The sequence below is a fragment of the Paenibacillus sp. T2-29 genome (genome assembly GCF_052921365.1).
Genome location: NZ_JBREVE010000001.1, coordinates 886,707 through 903,364, shown reverse-complemented (window position 1 = coordinate 903,364; position 16,658 = coordinate 886,707). Strand labels below are relative to the sequence as shown.

General features: G+C 43.5%; 16 protein-coding genes and 1 pseudogene. 9 read left to right on the top strand and 8 right to left on the bottom strand.

From position 1 onward, the window contains the following. Positions 1–1,012: 1,012 nt before the first annotated feature. The 6 genes and pseudogenes from ACU1JV_RS04460 to aiiA all read right to left on the bottom strand — a co-directional run bounded on the left by ACU1JV_RS04460 (position 1,013) and on the right by aiiA (position 6,823). Positions 1,013–1,624 (bottom strand): TetR/AcrR family transcriptional regulator, encoded by a 612-nt coding sequence (locus ACU1JV_RS04460; protein WP_413986712.1) that lies wholly within the window; start codon positions 1,622–1,624, stop codon positions 1,013–1,015. Positions 1,625–1,812: 188 nt separating this feature from the next. After that, positions 1,813–2,956, bottom strand: a pseudogene (locus ACU1JV_RS04455) (IS3 family transposase). Between the two features lie 116 nt (positions 2,957–3,072). Then, complete coding sequence (locus ACU1JV_RS04450; RefSeq protein WP_029515917.1) at positions 3,073–3,264, bottom strand: hypothetical protein; 192 nt, start codon at positions 3,262–3,264, stop codon at positions 3,073–3,075. Between the two features lie 29 nt (positions 3,265–3,293). Next, positions 3,294–4,682, bottom strand: a complete 1,389-nt coding sequence (locus ACU1JV_RS04445) for an amidase (RefSeq protein WP_413986711.1) — start codon at positions 4,680–4,682, stop codon at positions 3,294–3,296. Between the two features lie 45 nt (positions 4,683–4,727). Further along, positions 4,728–6,050 carry an MFS transporter gene (locus ACU1JV_RS04440; protein WP_446724498.1) on the bottom strand — a complete coding sequence of 441 codons (1,323 nt, stop codon included), beginning with the start codon at positions 6,048–6,050 and terminating at the stop codon, positions 4,728–4,730. Between the two features lie 14 nt (positions 6,051–6,064). Beyond that, positions 6,065–6,823, bottom strand: a complete 759-nt coding sequence (gene aiiA, locus ACU1JV_RS04435) for a quorum-quenching N-acyl homoserine lactonase AiiA (RefSeq protein ID WP_413986709.1) — start codon at positions 6,821–6,823, stop codon at positions 6,065–6,067. Positions 6,824–7,031: 208 nt separating this feature from the next. Between aiiA and ACU1JV_RS04430 the strand changes: the two genes are divergently transcribed. The 3 genes from ACU1JV_RS04430 to ACU1JV_RS04420 all read left to right on the top strand — a co-directional run bounded on the left by ACU1JV_RS04430 (position 7,032) and on the right by ACU1JV_RS04420 (position 8,328). Further along, the gene (locus tag ACU1JV_RS04430; RefSeq protein ID WP_413986708.1) at positions 7,032–7,256 is read left to right on the top strand and encodes a hypothetical protein; all 225 of its coding nucleotides are present in this window, start codon (positions 7,032–7,034) and stop codon (positions 7,254–7,256) included. Between the two features lie 80 nt (positions 7,257–7,336). Then, positions 7,337–7,702 carry a hypothetical protein gene (locus ACU1JV_RS04425; RefSeq protein ID WP_225683670.1) on the top strand — a complete coding sequence of 122 codons (366 nt, stop codon included), beginning with the start codon at positions 7,337–7,339 and terminating at the stop codon, positions 7,700–7,702. Positions 7,703–7,956: 254 nt separating this feature from the next. Beyond that, positions 7,957–8,328: a hypothetical protein gene (locus ACU1JV_RS04420; RefSeq protein WP_264215992.1), complete on the top strand. Its 372-nt coding sequence runs from the start codon at positions 7,957–7,959 to the stop codon at positions 8,326–8,328. Positions 8,329–8,436: 108 nt separating this feature from the next. Here ACU1JV_RS04420 and sigK read toward each other — a convergent pair whose 3' ends face one another. Next, on the bottom strand, positions 8,437–9,138 hold the full coding sequence (sigK, locus tag ACU1JV_RS04415) for an RNA polymerase sporulation sigma factor SigK (RefSeq protein WP_013372224.1): 702 nt from the start codon (positions 9,136–9,138) through the stop codon (positions 8,437–8,439). 387 nt (positions 9,139–9,525) lie between these two features. Here sigK and ACU1JV_RS04410 point away from each other — a divergent pair, with 387 nt between their 5' ends. Beyond that, positions 9,526–9,987 carry a DUF523 domain-containing protein gene (locus ACU1JV_RS04410; protein WP_013372222.1) on the top strand — a complete coding sequence of 154 codons (462 nt, stop codon included), beginning with the start codon at positions 9,526–9,528 and terminating at the stop codon, positions 9,985–9,987. Positions 9,988–10,091: 104 nt separating this feature from the next. Here the strand turns inward: ACU1JV_RS04410 and ACU1JV_RS04405 are convergent, their stop codons facing one another. Then, positions 10,092–10,841 carry a YdcF family protein gene (locus tag ACU1JV_RS04405; RefSeq protein ID WP_058710250.1) on the bottom strand — a complete coding sequence of 250 codons (750 nt, stop codon included), beginning with the start codon at positions 10,839–10,841 and terminating at the stop codon, positions 10,092–10,094. A gap of 147 nt (positions 10,842–10,988) precedes the next feature. Here ACU1JV_RS04405 and ACU1JV_RS04400 point away from each other — a divergent pair, with 147 nt between their 5' ends. The 5 genes from ACU1JV_RS04400 (at position 10,989) to ACU1JV_RS04380 (ending at position 16,611) form a co-directional block, all read left to right on the top strand. Continuing rightward, positions 10,989–11,876, top strand: a complete 888-nt coding sequence (locus tag ACU1JV_RS04400) for a DMT family transporter (protein WP_058829925.1) — start codon at positions 10,989–10,991, stop codon at positions 11,874–11,876. A 167-nt stretch (positions 11,877–12,043) separates the two neighbouring features. After that, positions 12,044–12,820: an NAD-dependent epimerase/dehydratase family protein gene (locus ACU1JV_RS04395; RefSeq protein WP_413986707.1), complete on the top strand. Its 777-nt coding sequence runs from the start codon at positions 12,044–12,046 to the stop codon at positions 12,818–12,820. A gap of 233 nt (positions 12,821–13,053) precedes the next feature. Beyond that, a complete protein-coding gene (locus ACU1JV_RS04390; RefSeq protein WP_013372218.1) occupies positions 13,054–14,046 on the top strand; it encodes an ABC transporter permease in 993 nt (330 codons plus the stop codon). An 18-nt stretch (positions 14,047–14,064) separates the two neighbouring features. After that, positions 14,065–14,958, top strand: coding sequence for a carbohydrate ABC transporter permease (locus ACU1JV_RS04385; RefSeq protein ID WP_058829923.1), 894 nt, complete (start codon positions 14,065–14,067; stop codon positions 14,956–14,958). A gap of 111 nt (positions 14,959–15,069) precedes the next feature. Continuing rightward, positions 15,070–16,611: an extracellular solute-binding protein gene (locus ACU1JV_RS04380; RefSeq protein ID WP_413986706.1), complete on the top strand. Its 1,542-nt coding sequence runs from the start codon at positions 15,070–15,072 to the stop codon at positions 16,609–16,611. Positions 16,612–16,658: the final 47 nt, after the last annotated feature.

Here is a 16,658-nt window from a genome sequence, read left to right as displayed (position 1 = left end):
TTTTAGAGGGCTTTTAAATTGGGAGGGTAAACTCGGATTACTACAGAACTCAAGAAGCGATTTTAGGTTGGAATATTAACGTTCTACTATTATTTATTTGATCCTTCTGTGCAACGGTATTTTATATTTAATGCCCTATTTGATAAAGAACATTATCAAAGGAAAACAATAGAACGTCAGAATTATAACAGTGCTGAACTTGTAGATCAATTGGAGAAAGCTCTTCAAACATTTGTGTATGAAAATCTTAAAATATCTCATAAGGCAATTGCTCGATATCTAAAAATTCCATTTTCTGCCTTGGGAGTACGGACTGGGTAATAGAATCTCTAAAGCAATTAGAAAGCAAAACCACAATAAGAAAAAGTTAAAGGAAAAATATCTTTGGTCACTTGCAAATGAGTACATCAAAACACACGATCATGAACAAATTACATTAAGGGATGTAGTCACATTTTTAGGGATGTCTTATAGCAATATAATCACGAATTATAACGAATTAAACAATAAAATAACTTCAAAAATAGAAGAAACTAAAGAGAAACTAAGACAGGAAAGAATCAATAAATATAAGGCTGATGTAGACTTCGTGATTTCCGATTTGCTCCAAAAAGCCGGCCGGATAACAGTTTGTACAGTATTAGAATACACGGGGGTATCTTACCATACTTTATATAAATCTATGCCCGAAGTATTACTGTATATCCGTAAGGAGAAAGATAGACTAAATTTTAATAAAATCCCCAAGTGCTGTACAAATCTCTTCAACTCGCATAGCAGTCATTGGCAGAAAAAAAGGGTTGTCCCATAAGTCATAAAAATGACTAGGGACGTCCTATTCTCCAATTGTAAAACAATAAGAAACCGTTCCTGGGTAAAATGGAGGTACCACCCGACCATTTGAAAGGATATGGTTTCTTTGTACATTCAATATACCATTATGAGATAAAAAGAGGAGTTACGCAGGACTATCCCTCATCCATGTTATGTGGCTTTGTGGCCAGCCCCTCAATTAATGTCTATTAGCTCTTAAACCTTCAATAAATATGCGGTGTAATCCATCAAGAACTCGTTGGCTTGTAAAGCCTTCATCTTGGAGATGGTAATCGATATTGTGAAGCACGGCCAGCAGGGCTTCAATAGTATATGAAATGTCCACCCCGGATACGTCTCCCTGTTCAACGGCCTCATTTAGCAGATTTCTGCTTATATTGCGCATCCATTGACATAACGGAGATTGTAACGGACGATGCCCGGTTGAGGCCCGGCTGACCTCACAGAGCCAAGGAACTTTCGCCTCTAAAAAAGAGACATATCTTACGATTACATGGTAAATCCGGTCCAAGGCAGCGGTTTCTGGGGATTGATCAAGAAATGCTTGAACTTCATCAAACAAAGGTTGGTATTCTTCATACGCGATCTCCTGACATATGTCGCCCTTATCCGAGTAGCGGCGGTATAGGCTTGCTTGTCCTACTCCAGCAGTCTTCGCAATCTGATGCATATTGACATTGTAAACACCGTTTTTGATGAAAAGTTCTCTAGCTGCCGCCAAAATTCGTCTTCGGTTTAACTCCTCTCTGGGAATTTTCAGAGAGACAGATTGCGATTCTGAATTCACCATAAACATCTCCCTTCGTCATTAATTTAACTGTTATTTAACACGAAAAACGGACAATATGTCCGTTTTTCGTGTATAGGACATGTTGTCCGTCTTCATAATTATAATACATTTCGTGAAAAATTAAAAATACATTCATTTGGGGGGACTGACCCCCGTTTGTGAGACAGGGATCAAAACACCTTCCAAGTTTAAGCAGCCAGTTGTCGGAAATGAACCGGCGACTGGTTGTTTAGTTTTGTTTGAATGCGAATTGAGTTATAGTAAAGGATGTACTCTCGAACGGTCTGCTCGACGATTGCCGTCGTCGTACAGGTTAAACCTTCGAGGTAGAACGTTTCAGACTTTAGTGTGGAATGAAACGATTCGATGGGGGCATTATCAGCAGGCGTTCCCTTACGGGACATGCTCATGGTAATGCCTTTTCCTTTTACCGCTTCCTGGTAGGCCAAGGATGTGTAGACGCTGCCTTGATCGCTATGAAGTATTGCACCTGGTAGAGATGGCAACTGACCAAGGGTATCGAGCACAAATGCGGTGTCCTGCTTTTCAGCTATACTGTATGCCACAATCTCTCCGTTAAACAAGTCTAAAATACTCGACAGATACAACATTCTTCCTCCAAATGGCAAATACGTAATGTCCGTTACAAGTTTTTGCATAGGCGTATCTGCTTCAAACTGTCGCTTTAGTAGATGCTCCGCGATATGAATGGGTTGCCCAGTAGGTTTCCGTTTCTTCGCTTTGACACGACATTGCAGCCCTTCACGCTGCATAATCCGTTGCACGCGTTTGTGGTTTACCGTATACTCCCTCCGAAGCAAGGCGGTGATTTTCCGGTATCCATAACGATATTTATGCTGGATACAGAGTTCACGGATTTTCTCTACCAAGTGATCCTCAAGTTTGCTCGCATACTCCGCCTTCCAGCGATAGTACGTGGCGCGAGAGATTCCTATCCATGCACAAGCTTGCTTCACACTCACTTCCCCTCGGATCGACTCTATCCACTCCATTACGATCTTGGACGATACCTCCTCTCCAGTACCCTGTACTTTTTTAGTAACTCTAGTTGTTGTCTCAAAAACCTGTTCTCAGCCTGGACCTTCTCTAATTCCGAAGTGTATTCGGGCCCTTTGCCGTAGCTGTATTGTTTACCTACAGGCTGCTCTAAACGGTTCTGCTCGCCATTACGGTACCATCTCATCCAAGTTTCCACTTGTGTCTTGTTTCGTATGTTTAATTGCTCCATGATTTCTTTGACCGTATACCAGCCATTCTCATTTCAATCGCCTTCATTTTAACCTCTAATGGATAACTGACTCTTGTTGCCAACGAAAAAACACCTCCAAGGTTGTCTCCATATCTTACGACATGGTTGCATTCTCTTGAAGGTGTTTTGATTTGTCTCACGTTAAGGGGTCAGTCCCGGGTGACCGATGAGCTTTTTTTTATTTCTTGGTATAGTGCTTTTTGTAAATTGGAGGCAAATGCGGTTCAATGCCCGATAGGTCCAGTTCCTTTAAACTTGCGATCGTATGAATAAACTGCTCGTATGCTTTTTTCTTGTCGCTCGTCGTATCTGTTCCGGTTTCGGTTGATGCTTTCCTGCTAACTTCAGAGTTAAGTTGCTTTTGATCCATAGATTACCCTCCATCAAATATAGTCAGGCTTACAAATCCGGATGTCTCTTGTGCCAGTCTGTATTCATTTCATAAGTATTGCCGATACCTAGTACTGTCGCTTCTTCGAAGGGGCGGCCAATCAATTGCATATTAATCGGCAGACCGGAAGGTGAGAAGCCGCAAGGCATGCTCAGGCTAGGCAAGCCAGTCAAATTGGTCGGAAGCGTAAATGAGTTCAATCTGAATACACTAGCATCATCATCTGCACGCGGCGCAGTGATCGGTGTTGCCGGCGTCAACAAGATGTCGATTCCGGACAATGCATTCAAAAAATCATTGACAATTAGTTGCCGGGCCCGCTGAGACTGAAGGTAAATGGAAGCCGGAATATCTCTACTGCTTTCAAGAAACATTCGGACGTCCGGTCCATACTGTTCCAATTCTGTCTCAAGCCACTTCTCGTGGTACGAGTACATTTCCGTCATCATAATGGCCATCGTCGCACTTCTAACATGTTTGATCAGGGGCAGGCTAACTTCGATGATTTCTGCTTCCAGTTCTCGGAATTTATTGATAGCGGCCTTCATCGCAGCTTCCACTTCCGGCATCAAATCCTCGTAATAGTAGCTTGTCGGCAATCCGATACGCACACCCCTGAGACCATTCGGATACATCTTGATACCTGGCGCAGGCAGATCGACAGTCGATTCATCCTTTGGATCGAAGCCAGACATCACATCCAAGCACAGGGACGCATCCATGACACAGCGGGTCAACGGACCCGAGTGGTCCAATGACCAGGCCATTGGAATGATACCATACCGACTGACCCGACCGTACGTCGGCTTCATCCCTACGACACCGCACAAAGCAGCGGGTATGCGGATCGAACCTCCGGTATCCGAGCCTGTGCCCAGATAAGTAAGTCCAGCCGCTAAAGCAGAAGCCGAACCGCCGCTTGAACCTCCCGTTACAAGTTCAGTGTTCCACGGATTGAGGCAAGGACCGAAGTGCGGGCTAGTTGTTGTCAATCCCGCAGCGAACTCGTGAGTCTGTACTTTGCCTAGCAGAACTGTTCCAGCCTCATGTAGCTTAGCTGCAACCGTCGAATCGTAATCGGGGACGAAGCTGTTCAATATTTTTGAACCGGCAGTTGTTCGGATCCCTTTAGTGTAATATAGATCCTTATGAACGATGGGAATCCCGTGAAGGGGCCCTTTGTACCGACCATGCATAATATCGCGTTCCGATTGCTTCGCTTGTTCAATCGCCAGTTCGGACGTTTGGGTAACGAAAACGTTCAGTTTCGGATTCAAACGTTCGATGCGGTGAAGCGCATGTTCTGTAATCTCTACCGGGGATATTTTCCTTGTTCGGATCCCCTCGGCCAGCTCATGAATAGCAGCAAAGGACAGTTGGAAATTTAATTTACTCATCTATTCATCCTCCATATCTTTCGGACATGTCGTAAGTCTACCAAACTAATTACCATAGCTTCCGCTAGGATTTGCTTTTCTTGCGAATAAGTATGTCAGGATTGCCAACAGGGAAATGGTAAAATAAACAACAAAAAAAGGCATCTTTAGATCAATCAGTCGGCCGACCAGCGCAGGGCCGAATGCTCCGCCTAGGAGATAGGCCAGTGTGAAAATACCCATCCCCACACCCAGCTCAGCCGAACGGAGTGTCGTCGAAACTAAATTGCTGCTAGAGGTGAGAACACCGTTGAATCCAATCATAAGGATAATGATCAATAAAGCGTCGATCCATGGCGGCAAATGTACGGATACCCCCAGTAGTATAATTCCGCTGATGACGAGACTTTGCGATATGACAAGCACGCGGGAGCTTCCGAAACGATCTGTCCAACCTCCGATCCGGGATCCGAGCAAGGCTGCACAGGCGGCACCGGGAAGCATCAGCAGACCGATTTTACTAGTTGGTAAATGAAAGGAACTCTTCATCATGACAGGAAGAGTAAAGGTTAACCCCGTGTTGCATACGAAGGTAAGGAATCCAATCCCTAGAATTCGTCGGTAAGGAGCATTTTTCATGAAAGATGCATCGATAAATGGATGTTCTTTTTTCTGAATATGAGTACCGAACCATAGAAGAACTGCTGCTCCTGCAATGAGCATAAACCAATAGTTCGTAACCCCTAGCAACACCAACGCCAGTCCCGCGGAGAACAAAACAGCTCCGAGAAAATCGAATGAACCGCGGTCGTGTTTCTTGTCAGGAACATACTTGAATATCAAAGGGATAACAAATAGGCTCAGACTGGACACGATGAACAAAGCACGCCAACCAAAGTATTGCTCCACGAAACCGCCGAACACAGGCCCGAAGCCGGAAGCAAAGGCAATCGTGGCGGATAAGGTTCCCAGCACCTGTCCCTTGACTGTAGGCTTAAAATACAGGGTTACTGCCGCATAAGACAGGGGAGAGATGGATGAGGCCCCTGCTGCCTGCAGCAGTCTTCCAGTGATGACTTGCAAGTATGAAGCTGCAAAAAAGCCGATCATAGAGCCGAAAGCTAAAAGGATCAAACCAATGACATACAGCTGGCGAAAGGAAAAGGACTCCGTTAACTTGCCGTAAGTACCGGCGCCGATAGCCATCAAAATGCTGTAACCGACCATAACCCAGCTCAACTGCGAGGAGGTCAGGGCAAAGTCAGCGGAAATCGAAGGTATAGACAAATTAAACATGGTCATATTGATGTTTCCGAAAATAATGAGCAAGCAAAGTGTCCCCATTAATTTCCGCTCATTGCCGGATAAAGCCATTGATTGAGTATCCATAGCCTGTCCCTCCATTACAGGAAGTCAGGAAAGGTGCGGCATTTTTGCGCCTGATCTCTATCGTGTCCCAAGAAAACATAGGACGGCCGAACATCCTGAATTAACTCCTGCATGCGAGTAATCGATTTGGCAGCCATCTCTTGATCGAATGTCAAGAACGGTACGCTATTCTCGAAGTTCTCCCGAGTATAAGCAACATCAATTGTCAGTAGCACTGGACCCGACTTTTCCGTTGTGACAAGGACTGATTGATGGCCAGGGGAATGACCCGGAGTGAATAAAATTTGAACCCCCGGAATCAATTCATGGTCACCCTCAATGATTTGATATTGTAAATCGGGCAGCCTGCACTCTAATGGAGAGTAATCCTCATTGTTTATGGCCGCATCATACTCTGCCCTTTGAATAAGGATCGGCGTATTGCGGAAATGCCCGTTTCCCCCAGAATGATCCAAGTGTAAATGGGAGCTAATGACCATTTGAATATCGTCAGCTCGATAACCGACACGCTTTAACACATTTACGATCGAGTCGCCGTCAGACATGTTGGGGACGACGAGCCCTTCACGTCTAGTCCCCTTGTAGTAATCGGGATTGTTGATAAAAGCGTCGGGCATTCCCGTATCGATGAGTATTGGCCCGCTGGTCGTTTCCAATAGAAAAGACCACACAGGCATTCCGACTAATTCCCCGGGGGCAAGGGTTCGATTAACTGCCGATTGATCTAGGAAACATTCACCTACAGGTAAAAAATACAACTTTTTGATATACATCCCAGTTTCACCCTTCATATTATAAATTCGGACATTTTGTCCGTTTTGTTTTGATTATATCGGACAAATTGTCCGATGTCAATTTATCATCGGCGGTTGGGCTTCGGCAAAAGCCTTACACCTGCAACAAGTAAAGATTGATTGAATAACTGCTACGGGCTGTGGAGTCGATCAGTTGGACTTAATTAATAAGGAAAGGATGAGTTTTATGAAACTAAGCCTAAGTCGAAAAGCTAATCTTGAAGGTATGCTGATAGGAGATCAAGTTACAATTGGAGGGCCGGCGGTAGAGGAGAACATCCGGTTTGAAGTATGGAGAAATGAATCGGGATTTGAAATTAAGGTTTTTGATCGATTGGAGAAGTGGCTAGCCTGCAGCCGGGTGCAGGTCGATATGTATACCAATACCTGGAAAGATTCTTTCGAAACCTGAGACACAGATATGATATCTTTTTGAATGCCGAAAAGAAGCCTGACCGTCTCATAATGCTCAAGTACCTGGTGGACGAGCTCATGGACAATAAGATAGATATTCATCTATATCATTTTGGTATGTATCTGCTCTACCCTTACGCATCCCGGAAGCAAGAAGAAGATGCAGAGGCAGTTGGCAAAAAGCGATCTGAGTCGATTAGTCATCTGCCACGATTTGAATTGAAAAGCAACGATGAATTTGTATCTGAAGTGTGGTCCGATTTAATCTTACGACGGTACCCCGAAGTAGGAGAGGAAATTGTGACAGTGCCCTCTTTTAGTCAGCTTAGAATACTATTTACAGCGGATAACTTCGGAATCACACTGGTTATTATTTCTAATTTGCTAAATATGTTGTTGTATATGATCTATATGAAACTCTCAATGAATGTATTCCTTAATTAAAAAAGGCATAATCATAAATGAGTGGCCAAACATTATAATAGCAACCAGTTATTTCATGAACTATACTAGCAATGGACGGGATAAGAACCTACGTAATTAAAAAATTCAAACGATATAGGAGGAAATAAGAAAAGGGTGCTATTTTCGGGTCTTTAACAAGCTCATTCTCAAGGCTAGGCTAATTTATATCGAAAAAGATTGAGAGAAACAATATAAATAACTATTTTAGGTGCGAGAAGGAGAATGTATGGAATATGAAAATATACTCTTATTATTTAGCAGATGGCGTATTCCCTTTGGATTGGGAAGTTTGTTTTAATACTGTTGAGGAATACAAAACCAAATTATTTGAGAAGTATACCGCTTCCCAAGAGTCCAATGATTTTGTAATAGGTGGGTTTCATGTGCTTACCGATAAAATAGATGCAATTCTGAATTATGCTTTAGAGGATTTTCGAAAAGAATTTCCTTATAATTATGAGTTGCGTTGTCCCGCTATGATCTTCCCGTTGCCAAGAGGCGATGAGAGTAATGGTGCTGAGTTCGCTATTATTTTAAAACGAGATGAGGATGGAGATACGATAGTCTATTCCCCACTTCCATTGTCATATTTAGAAAAAAGTTAGTACTTATTTAAGAAAAAAGGAAAACAAATTGAAATTCAAATCATGAAAAAAGGCCCTTTATAGGGCCTCCAAATAGTCAAAAGTTCTAGGTAGGTATCTGTTTATTCATTATCCCTTCTGCTTGTAAAATTCATGGTATAACTTCATCAACGCACGCTTTTCAATTCGTGATACATACGAGCGAGAAATTCCCAGTTCTCGTGCAATTTCCCGCTGTGTTCGTTCTTCTCCTCCGGCTTCCAGGCCGAATCGGCCAATTACCACTTCTTTTTCACGTTCATCTAAAATATCCAGATTGCGATAGATTTTGCTCTTCTCGATTTTGAGCTGTACCTTATCTACAATATCGTCCGCCTCGGAACCGAGGATATCAATTAAAGTAATCTCGTTACCTTCCTTGTCAGTCCCAATAGGATCGTGGAGAGATACGTCTTTACGTGTTTTTTTCAGGGATCTTAAATGCATCAGGATCTCATTTTCTATACAACGGGCTGCAAATGTTGCCAGTTTTGTTCCTTTTCCGGTCTGAAAGCTTTCAATAGCTTTGATCAGTCCAATGGTGCCGATGGATATAAGATCCTCCAAATCTTCGCCGGTGTTGTCAAATTTTTTCACAATATGGGCCACCAGCCTTAGGTTATGTTCAATAAGTGTGTTACGGGAATGTGCGTTGCCTTCGGCAAACAGCTTTAGGTGTCGAGCTTCCTCTTTCTCAGTCAATGGCTGCGGAAAGGCGTTGTTTTTCACGTAGGAAACGAGTAGCGTCAATTCCTTGATGAACAGAGCGATAGCACTAAATAGTCCGGGCACGGATGACACCTCCTGAGGTAGTTGCAAACTTACGACCTTTGTTACTTACCAGGCTTGCGGTCTGTTTATTGTATGTAGGCAGGTGCCCATCCGTGCCTGTACTCCGAAAACTGCTTCGTAACAAATTGCCGGATATCTTTCTTGAGCAGCATTAATACATAATTCAAAACGTCAGGAGCATTATCAATATGCAGGATCATGAGTGTGTCATCAATTGCACGACATCCTTATCTAAGGAAAGATTTCACTTGGTTTATTGGATGCCCGCAGAAGCAACAACCGTTAGAGAGAGAACAGCAAGTCTAAATTTTCGCACGATGACTCTTTGAGAAAATTTGTTTATACTTTAATTACTTAATATGAAAGCAATGGATATGAGGTGAACTAATGATTCTGGTAAGTTCATGTTTGGCAGGCATGAAGGTGCGATATAACGGGACGGATAGCCTGGATGTACATATTCAGAAGTTGGTAGAGGAAAAAAAGGCAATGACGATCTGCCCTGAGCTACTTGGGGGCTTTATGACGCCGAGAGAGCCTGCTGAGATTGTTGGAGGGACAGGGGAGGATGTGCTGAGTGGCACAGCTAAGGTGATCGAGTTTTCAGGCAATGATGTCAGTGATATGTACATTAGAGGTGCGTACGAAGCTCTGCATATAGCCAGAGAGGTTAACGCGTCACTTATTGTTTTAAAAGAAAATAGTCCATCCTGTGGGTCGGCAGCGATCTATAATGGGGCATTCGAAAACCGTAAAATCGCAGGCAACGGGGTAACCTCGGCTTTGTTAAAAAGGGAAGGCTTTAAAGTTATTTCAGAAGAACAAATATCGGAAATTTTCTTGCATTAGAATATGTAATGGTAGATCAAGCGTCTTGATCGCTTACTAGCTTATAAACTGTGGGCGCAAGACGCTTGTTTGTGCTGTGTCCGTTTTACACCTGTGTATCAACATTATTTAAGCTTTAATGCCAAAATTCCTAAATATTCTTTGAGGGCTGTCCCGGTTGTAGATATGGCCCCAGCAGACGGTGAGAGCTTGGCAGCATACAGTGACAATTTTTCACTTGCCAGATAGTCGGTTGGATAAGCTGTCGTTTGCATACCTGCGCGCTGAAATTCCAGTGCAGCACGTGGCATATGGAATGCGGAGGTCACCAGAATAGGTTTTGTGAGCTGGTGTTGTTTTAGGATTTTGGAGGTATATACGGCATTTTGCTGTGTATTCAAGGAACGATTTTCGATGAAGATATCCTTTGCCGGAATACCGAGTCCTAATAGCTGCCTCTGCGCAATATTCGCTTCATTACCACTGTCTCCAAACACTTGTCCACCGGAAAAAAGGATAGGTAAACCTGTTGCTTCATGAAGTCTAGCTGCAGTGAGCAGTCGGTTGGCCGCAGACCCTAGCAGATTACCTTGTCCATTGATGTCGGGAGTTCCCTCTGTAGCTCCGCCCCCAAGTACGACAATAACATCCCCTTGAACAGTAAGGGGCTGTGGGTACTGCTTTTCTAGGCTACGAATTAACACATCTCCAGCCAAATTGGTCGATGAAATATACAGCAGCAATGTGACAAGGAGCAGTACAATCGCAGGTTTACGCGCCCGTTTCCATAGCCAGATTACAAGCCCTGCCATCACGAGGATAAACAAACCGGGAGGAAGCACGAAGCTGTATAGAAATTTGATGAAATAAATCAAGTGCTGATAACCTCCTATCCTTATAAGCTTTATCTATTGGATACATTGTAACATAGGCAATTGACTGGATTCCTCTGTTGATAAAGTTATGCTGTAGGCGTAATATATAAAGTCTAGTGATTTTTTTCATAGAGGAGCGAGAGCATCATGGGAGAGTTAACGACAGCCAAGCGGATAATGATGATCGCGCTACTGGTTGTATTGTGGGGCATTTCTTGGCCCATCTATAAAATTGCACTGGAATACACGCCGCCCCTTTTGTTTGCAGGGCTACGCACATTGTTGGGTGGTCTGCTATTGGGAGCGATTTTAGCACCGAGATGGAATCGTATTCGCTGGAAAGAAAATTGGCGAGTGTATGCTATTTCAGGTATTTTTAACGTAGTCCTGTTTTATGGTTTGCAAACAGTAGGGCTTATGTATGTTCCATCTGGCTTGTTCTCTGTGCTGGTATATCTTCAGCCGGTGCTGGTCGGCATTTTTGCATGGATGTGGCTGGGAGAATCAATGTCCAAACTCAAGGTGATTGGATTAATCATTGGCTTTCTAGGCGTGGCAGCTGTCAGTGTCGGAGGCTTTTCAGGACATGTGGCTATCGCAGGTGTAATTATCGCCATTATTACAGCAGTGAGCTGGGCATTGGGAACCGTATATGTGAAAAAGGTCAACCAGCGTGTGGATTCTTTGTGGCTGGTCGCATTTCAATGTACACTTGGAGGCATCGTGTTAACAGGAGCTGGATCGGTTACGGAAAGCTGGTCGGACATCGTGTGGAATGTTCCGTATGTGTCAGGGCTGGTATTCGGAACTGTGCTGGGAATTTCACTATCCTGGCTGCTGTATTTCACGCTGGTCAATTCGGGGGATGCCAGTAAGGTCGCTTCCTATACGTTTTTGGTGCCTGTGATTTCAGTATTTGTCAGTTCTATGCTGCTTCACGAATCGATTACGGCTTTTCTGCTAATCGGTCTGGTATTAATCGGCTTTAGCATTTATCTGGTTAATCGCAGAGTGAGGGTAGTACGGCAAGCTTGAAATTAATATCTTAAAAAAAGCAACAAGTAAGGACTCTGCTCAGGTAGCAGGGTCCTTTTTTATAGGTAACAGAATGCAGTGAATGATAGTAACAAGGTTCCCTCTCTAGGTAGTTGGTTAAGCTATGGATGACGGCACACTGTCAAAGAAGAAGGGAGATGCGGACGATGGCACGGAAATTGTTGATTACAGGAGCGGCGGGCACAATTGGGAAAGTACTCTATGAAGGGCTAAAAGCGGAAGGTAAATATGAAATAACCGCCGCCGATGTAAGGAGGGATGAAGAAGCAGGGATTGTCGAACTGGATATACATGATGCTGCAAGATTGGCTGAGCTTACACACGGAGTGGATACGGTACTACATTTTGCATGGATTAAGGATGAAGGGGACTTTCTCGGCAAAGTGCTGTCTGGCAATGTAAGCGGAGCTTATAAGCTGTATGAAGCTGCGGTTAAAAATGGGGTAAAACGCATTATTTTTGCCAGTTCCAATCATGCCACGGGGTTTTATAGAGTAGGCGAAACCATAGATGTAGAAGATCCCTACCGACCAGATAGTTTTTATGGATTGAGTAAGTGCTACATTGAACTGCTAGGACGGCTATATGCCGATCAGGGCAAAATATCTTCAATTAATATCCGCATCGGTAATTTTCCTGGGGATGATCGACCGCATTCGGAGCGCGCTGCTCATATTTGGATCTCTGAGCGCGATATGATCCATCTGACCGTCTGCTGTATCGAGGCCCCTTCAGAGATGAATTATCTTAATTTGTATGGGACATCAGCCAATACGGATAATTATTATGATATTGGCTACTTGGAAGAACGAATCGGATATAAGCCGCAGGATAATGCCGCTGAGTTGCTGGAGCAGGCCGAGAAAATTGGATTTCATGTGAAACAAGATGAAACCACTTTTCAGGGTGGACAAAAGGAATAGAGCAGATTGTCCAAATGTGCTTTATAATAGGCTTAAGGCGTCGATCAGGCGCCTCTTATTACACAAAACTTCACAAATATCCGAATTGTTCACTCCTCTAGACACTCCTTTGTTCATGAAGCATCAGAGGCTTCACTTTTCATTTTGAATGCGCTTACATAATATATAGTTATACGGCGGCGATGCTACAAACCTTGCAGTCGGTAATGTATATAGAGGGGGAGTGACTCACATTGAATCAGCCTATGCCCAAAAATTCTGCAATGCTTACGACGGATTCCCGCTTGAACGGTAGGCTGGGAACAGGTAGGAAACACGGTTTCTTCTATGAACTGATCCGCAATCGAGTATTATTTCTGATGTTGTTGCCCACTTTAATCTTTTTCTTCATAAATTCGTACATTCCTATGGTCGGCATCTACTATGCATTTACCCAGTTCGACTTCAATACCAGCCTTTTTGAGGCCCAGTTCGTCGGACTCCAGAATTTTCGCTTTCTATGGCAATCCGGCACGCTGACAAAATTGACATTGAATACGGTTGGATACAACGCGGCTTTTATCTTACTCGGCAACGTGTTAGCGATTGTCCTTGCCATTTTACTGAATGAGTTGAGAGGCCGCTACTTTAAAAAGATCACTCAATCTGTGATGTTTCTGCCATATTTTGTTTCTTTCGTTATTCTAAGTGTCATCGTGTATAACATATTTAATTATGATAATGGTTTTCTGAACACGCTGCTGCTGCAATTCGGCGGTGAACGCGTGGATGTGTATAACAAACCATGGGTGTGGATTTTCCTGATTATTCTGTTCTATTTGTGGAAAAATCTCGGCTACAGTATGGTAATCTACCTGGCCGCGATCACAGGGATCAGTGACGAATATTATGAGGCAGCTAAAATAGACGGAGCTAACATTTTTCAACGAATCTGGTACATTACCGTTCCTATGCTCAAGTCAACATTCGTTGTGCTGCTGTTATTTGCGCTGGGTAGTATTATGAAAGGACAATTTGATCTATTCTATCAGTTAATTGGTAATAACGGAGTGCTGTACAACACGACAGATATTTTGGACACTTATGTGTATCGTTCCTTGAAAGTGACTTTTGATGTGGGTATGGCTTCGGCGGCAGGCGTGTACCAATCCTTGTTCGGATTTGTACTGATCATGACCGTGAACTATATCATCCGCAAGTTGAACGACGAATATGCCTTATTCTAGAAAGGAGGACCGAAACGGATGGCGATCAAAGAGGATGTATACACTCGGATTTTTAAAATCATTTCTTATGTGGTTATCATTGTGGCATCCATTGCTTGTTTACTCCCGTTCCTACTTATTATCTCGGCTTCACTAACCAGTAATGAATCGATTATCAGGGATGGCTATCACTTTATTCCACAGCAATTCTCGCTGGAAGGATACCGGACGGTGTTCACCTTTCCTGAAGAGGTGTTGCGGGCATATGGGGTGACGATTTTTACCACGGTTGTAGGTACGACGCTGGGCCTGTTCCTGATGACGATGGCCGGATATGTGCTGGCGCGTAAAGATTTTAAATACCGCAATGCGTTTTCATTCTATATTTACTTTACGACGTTGTTTGGAGGCGGATTGGTACCTTGGTACATTATGCTGACGAAGTATCTAGGGCTGCTAGATACGTATACGGTGCTTATTTTTCCGGGATTGATGACTCCATTTCTGATTATTTTGATGAAAAATTTCATTCGTTCCTCCATGCCGGAAGAGCTGTTCGAGTCTGCTAAAATTGATGGTGCGGGTGATTTTAAAATTTATTATCGAATTGTACTGCCTTTATCTACACCGGGTATTGCCACTGTGGGGCTGTTTCTGGCCTTGGCTTACTGGAATGACTGGTTCTCATCCTCACTCTTTATTAATGACCCGCACAAATACCAGTTGCAATATTATCTGTATAATGTAATTAACTCCATGCAATTTATTGCTCAAATGGGTGCAGGTACCGGCGTGTCCCTTTCCAACGATATGCCGACAGAGTCGACCAAAATGGCAATGGCGATCGTGGTTACGGGTCCCATTTTGCTACTGTACCCGTTCATTCAGCGTTACTTTGTCAAGGGATTGACCATTGGTGCGGTAAAAGGATAAAGCGGTACTATAGAGCTGTGATGGCATGACGTGCTGACGGCGTGCCATCCAAGCAGCACTTTTTGTAAGCGTTTTATTAAAACGGACTACCATTTCAAAGGGAGGATTCACATGACATTCACAAAGAAAAGAAAACAACGCATGTCCATCCTGATTGCAGTAATGGTCATCATGGCGCTCTTAGCTGGATGTGGAGGCGGTAGCGGAAACAGCGCACAAAAAGCAAATGGAGAGGATGATAAATCCCAAAAAGTACAGCTGCAATTTTATATGCTGGGTGATGCTCCTAAGGATCTGCCTACCATTGAGGCAGAGATCAATAAGTTGGCAGAAAAAGATCTGAATGCCACCGTCAAATTTAACTATACGACGTGGACCGACTGGGATCAAAAATATAAGCTGTTATTGTCTTCGGGTCAGCCTATCGACCTCATCTTCACTGCAGATTGGACGCAGTATCAGGCCTATGCCAAGAAGGGCGCTTTCCTGCCGTTAGACGATCTGCTGCCTAAGGCCGCACCTGCCTTGCAAAAATTTGTACCTCAGGATATGTGGGATGGGGTTAAAATCGGAGGCAAAATTTATACTGTACCTGGCACGTATAAAGAATATGTCACAAACGGTTTTGTATGGCGTGAGGATTTACGCGAAAAGTACAATTTGCCTAAACCTACCGATATCAAAAGTTACGAGGCTTATATGGATGGGATACGTCAGCATGAGCCAAATATGAAAACCGTATCTCTGAACAGCGATATCAAGGGAAATCTGCATGATCGATATACCGAATTAGTAACGAAGAGTGTGGGTGCTTTACCTTATGGCATTGGTATCAAATATGAAAAACCAACAGAGGTATATAAATATTGGGGCTCAGATGAACAAAAAGAAGAGCTGAATACTTACAAACGCTGGGCTGATAAAGGATTCATTCCTAAAAACGTATTAAACGTAAAAGATACGCTTCAGGATCAAGTCACTTCTGGTAAAGCAGCGAGTATTTTCGGCGACAACCCAACCCGGTTTAATGATATGGTCATTAAGCTCAAAGCATCCCACCCGGACTGGAAGCTTGAGTACTATCCATTCCCGCTGACAACGGGCTATGCAACTCCGGTACATCCGATTCATAATGGCTTTGCAATTCCAAAAAGCAGCCCGAACCCAGCCCGCGCATTGGCCTTTTATGAGAAGCTGGTGACAGACAAACGCTATAACCTGCTTACGCAATATGGTATCGAAGGCAAAAACTACGAAGTTAAAGATGGTTACTATCAAATGATAGGTAGCGGTAGTACGAATGGATTTTCACGGGAAGGTATGAACAGCTGGGCTTGGCGTAACCCGGAATACATGCTGTTTGATTCAGGTTTTGACCGTGTGAAGAAGATTTTTGCTGAGCTGGATAAAATCCAGAAACCTGACCTGTTTACCGGCTTTGCAGAGGACTATACGACCTACCAAGCAGAGAAAGCGGCCTTGGAACAGGTTGAGAAGCAATACCTATACCCGCTCCAAGCTGGACTGATCGACAACGTTGATCAAGGTCTTGAGACTTTCATGCAAAAGGCGAATCAAGCTGGATTAGAGAAAATTCAAACCGAATATACAAAACAATGGGAAGCCTATGTGAAGGAGAAGGAGATCAAGTAAAACATAAGAGCAGTGATACAAAGCAGAAAAGCAAGTCTCCAGAAAAT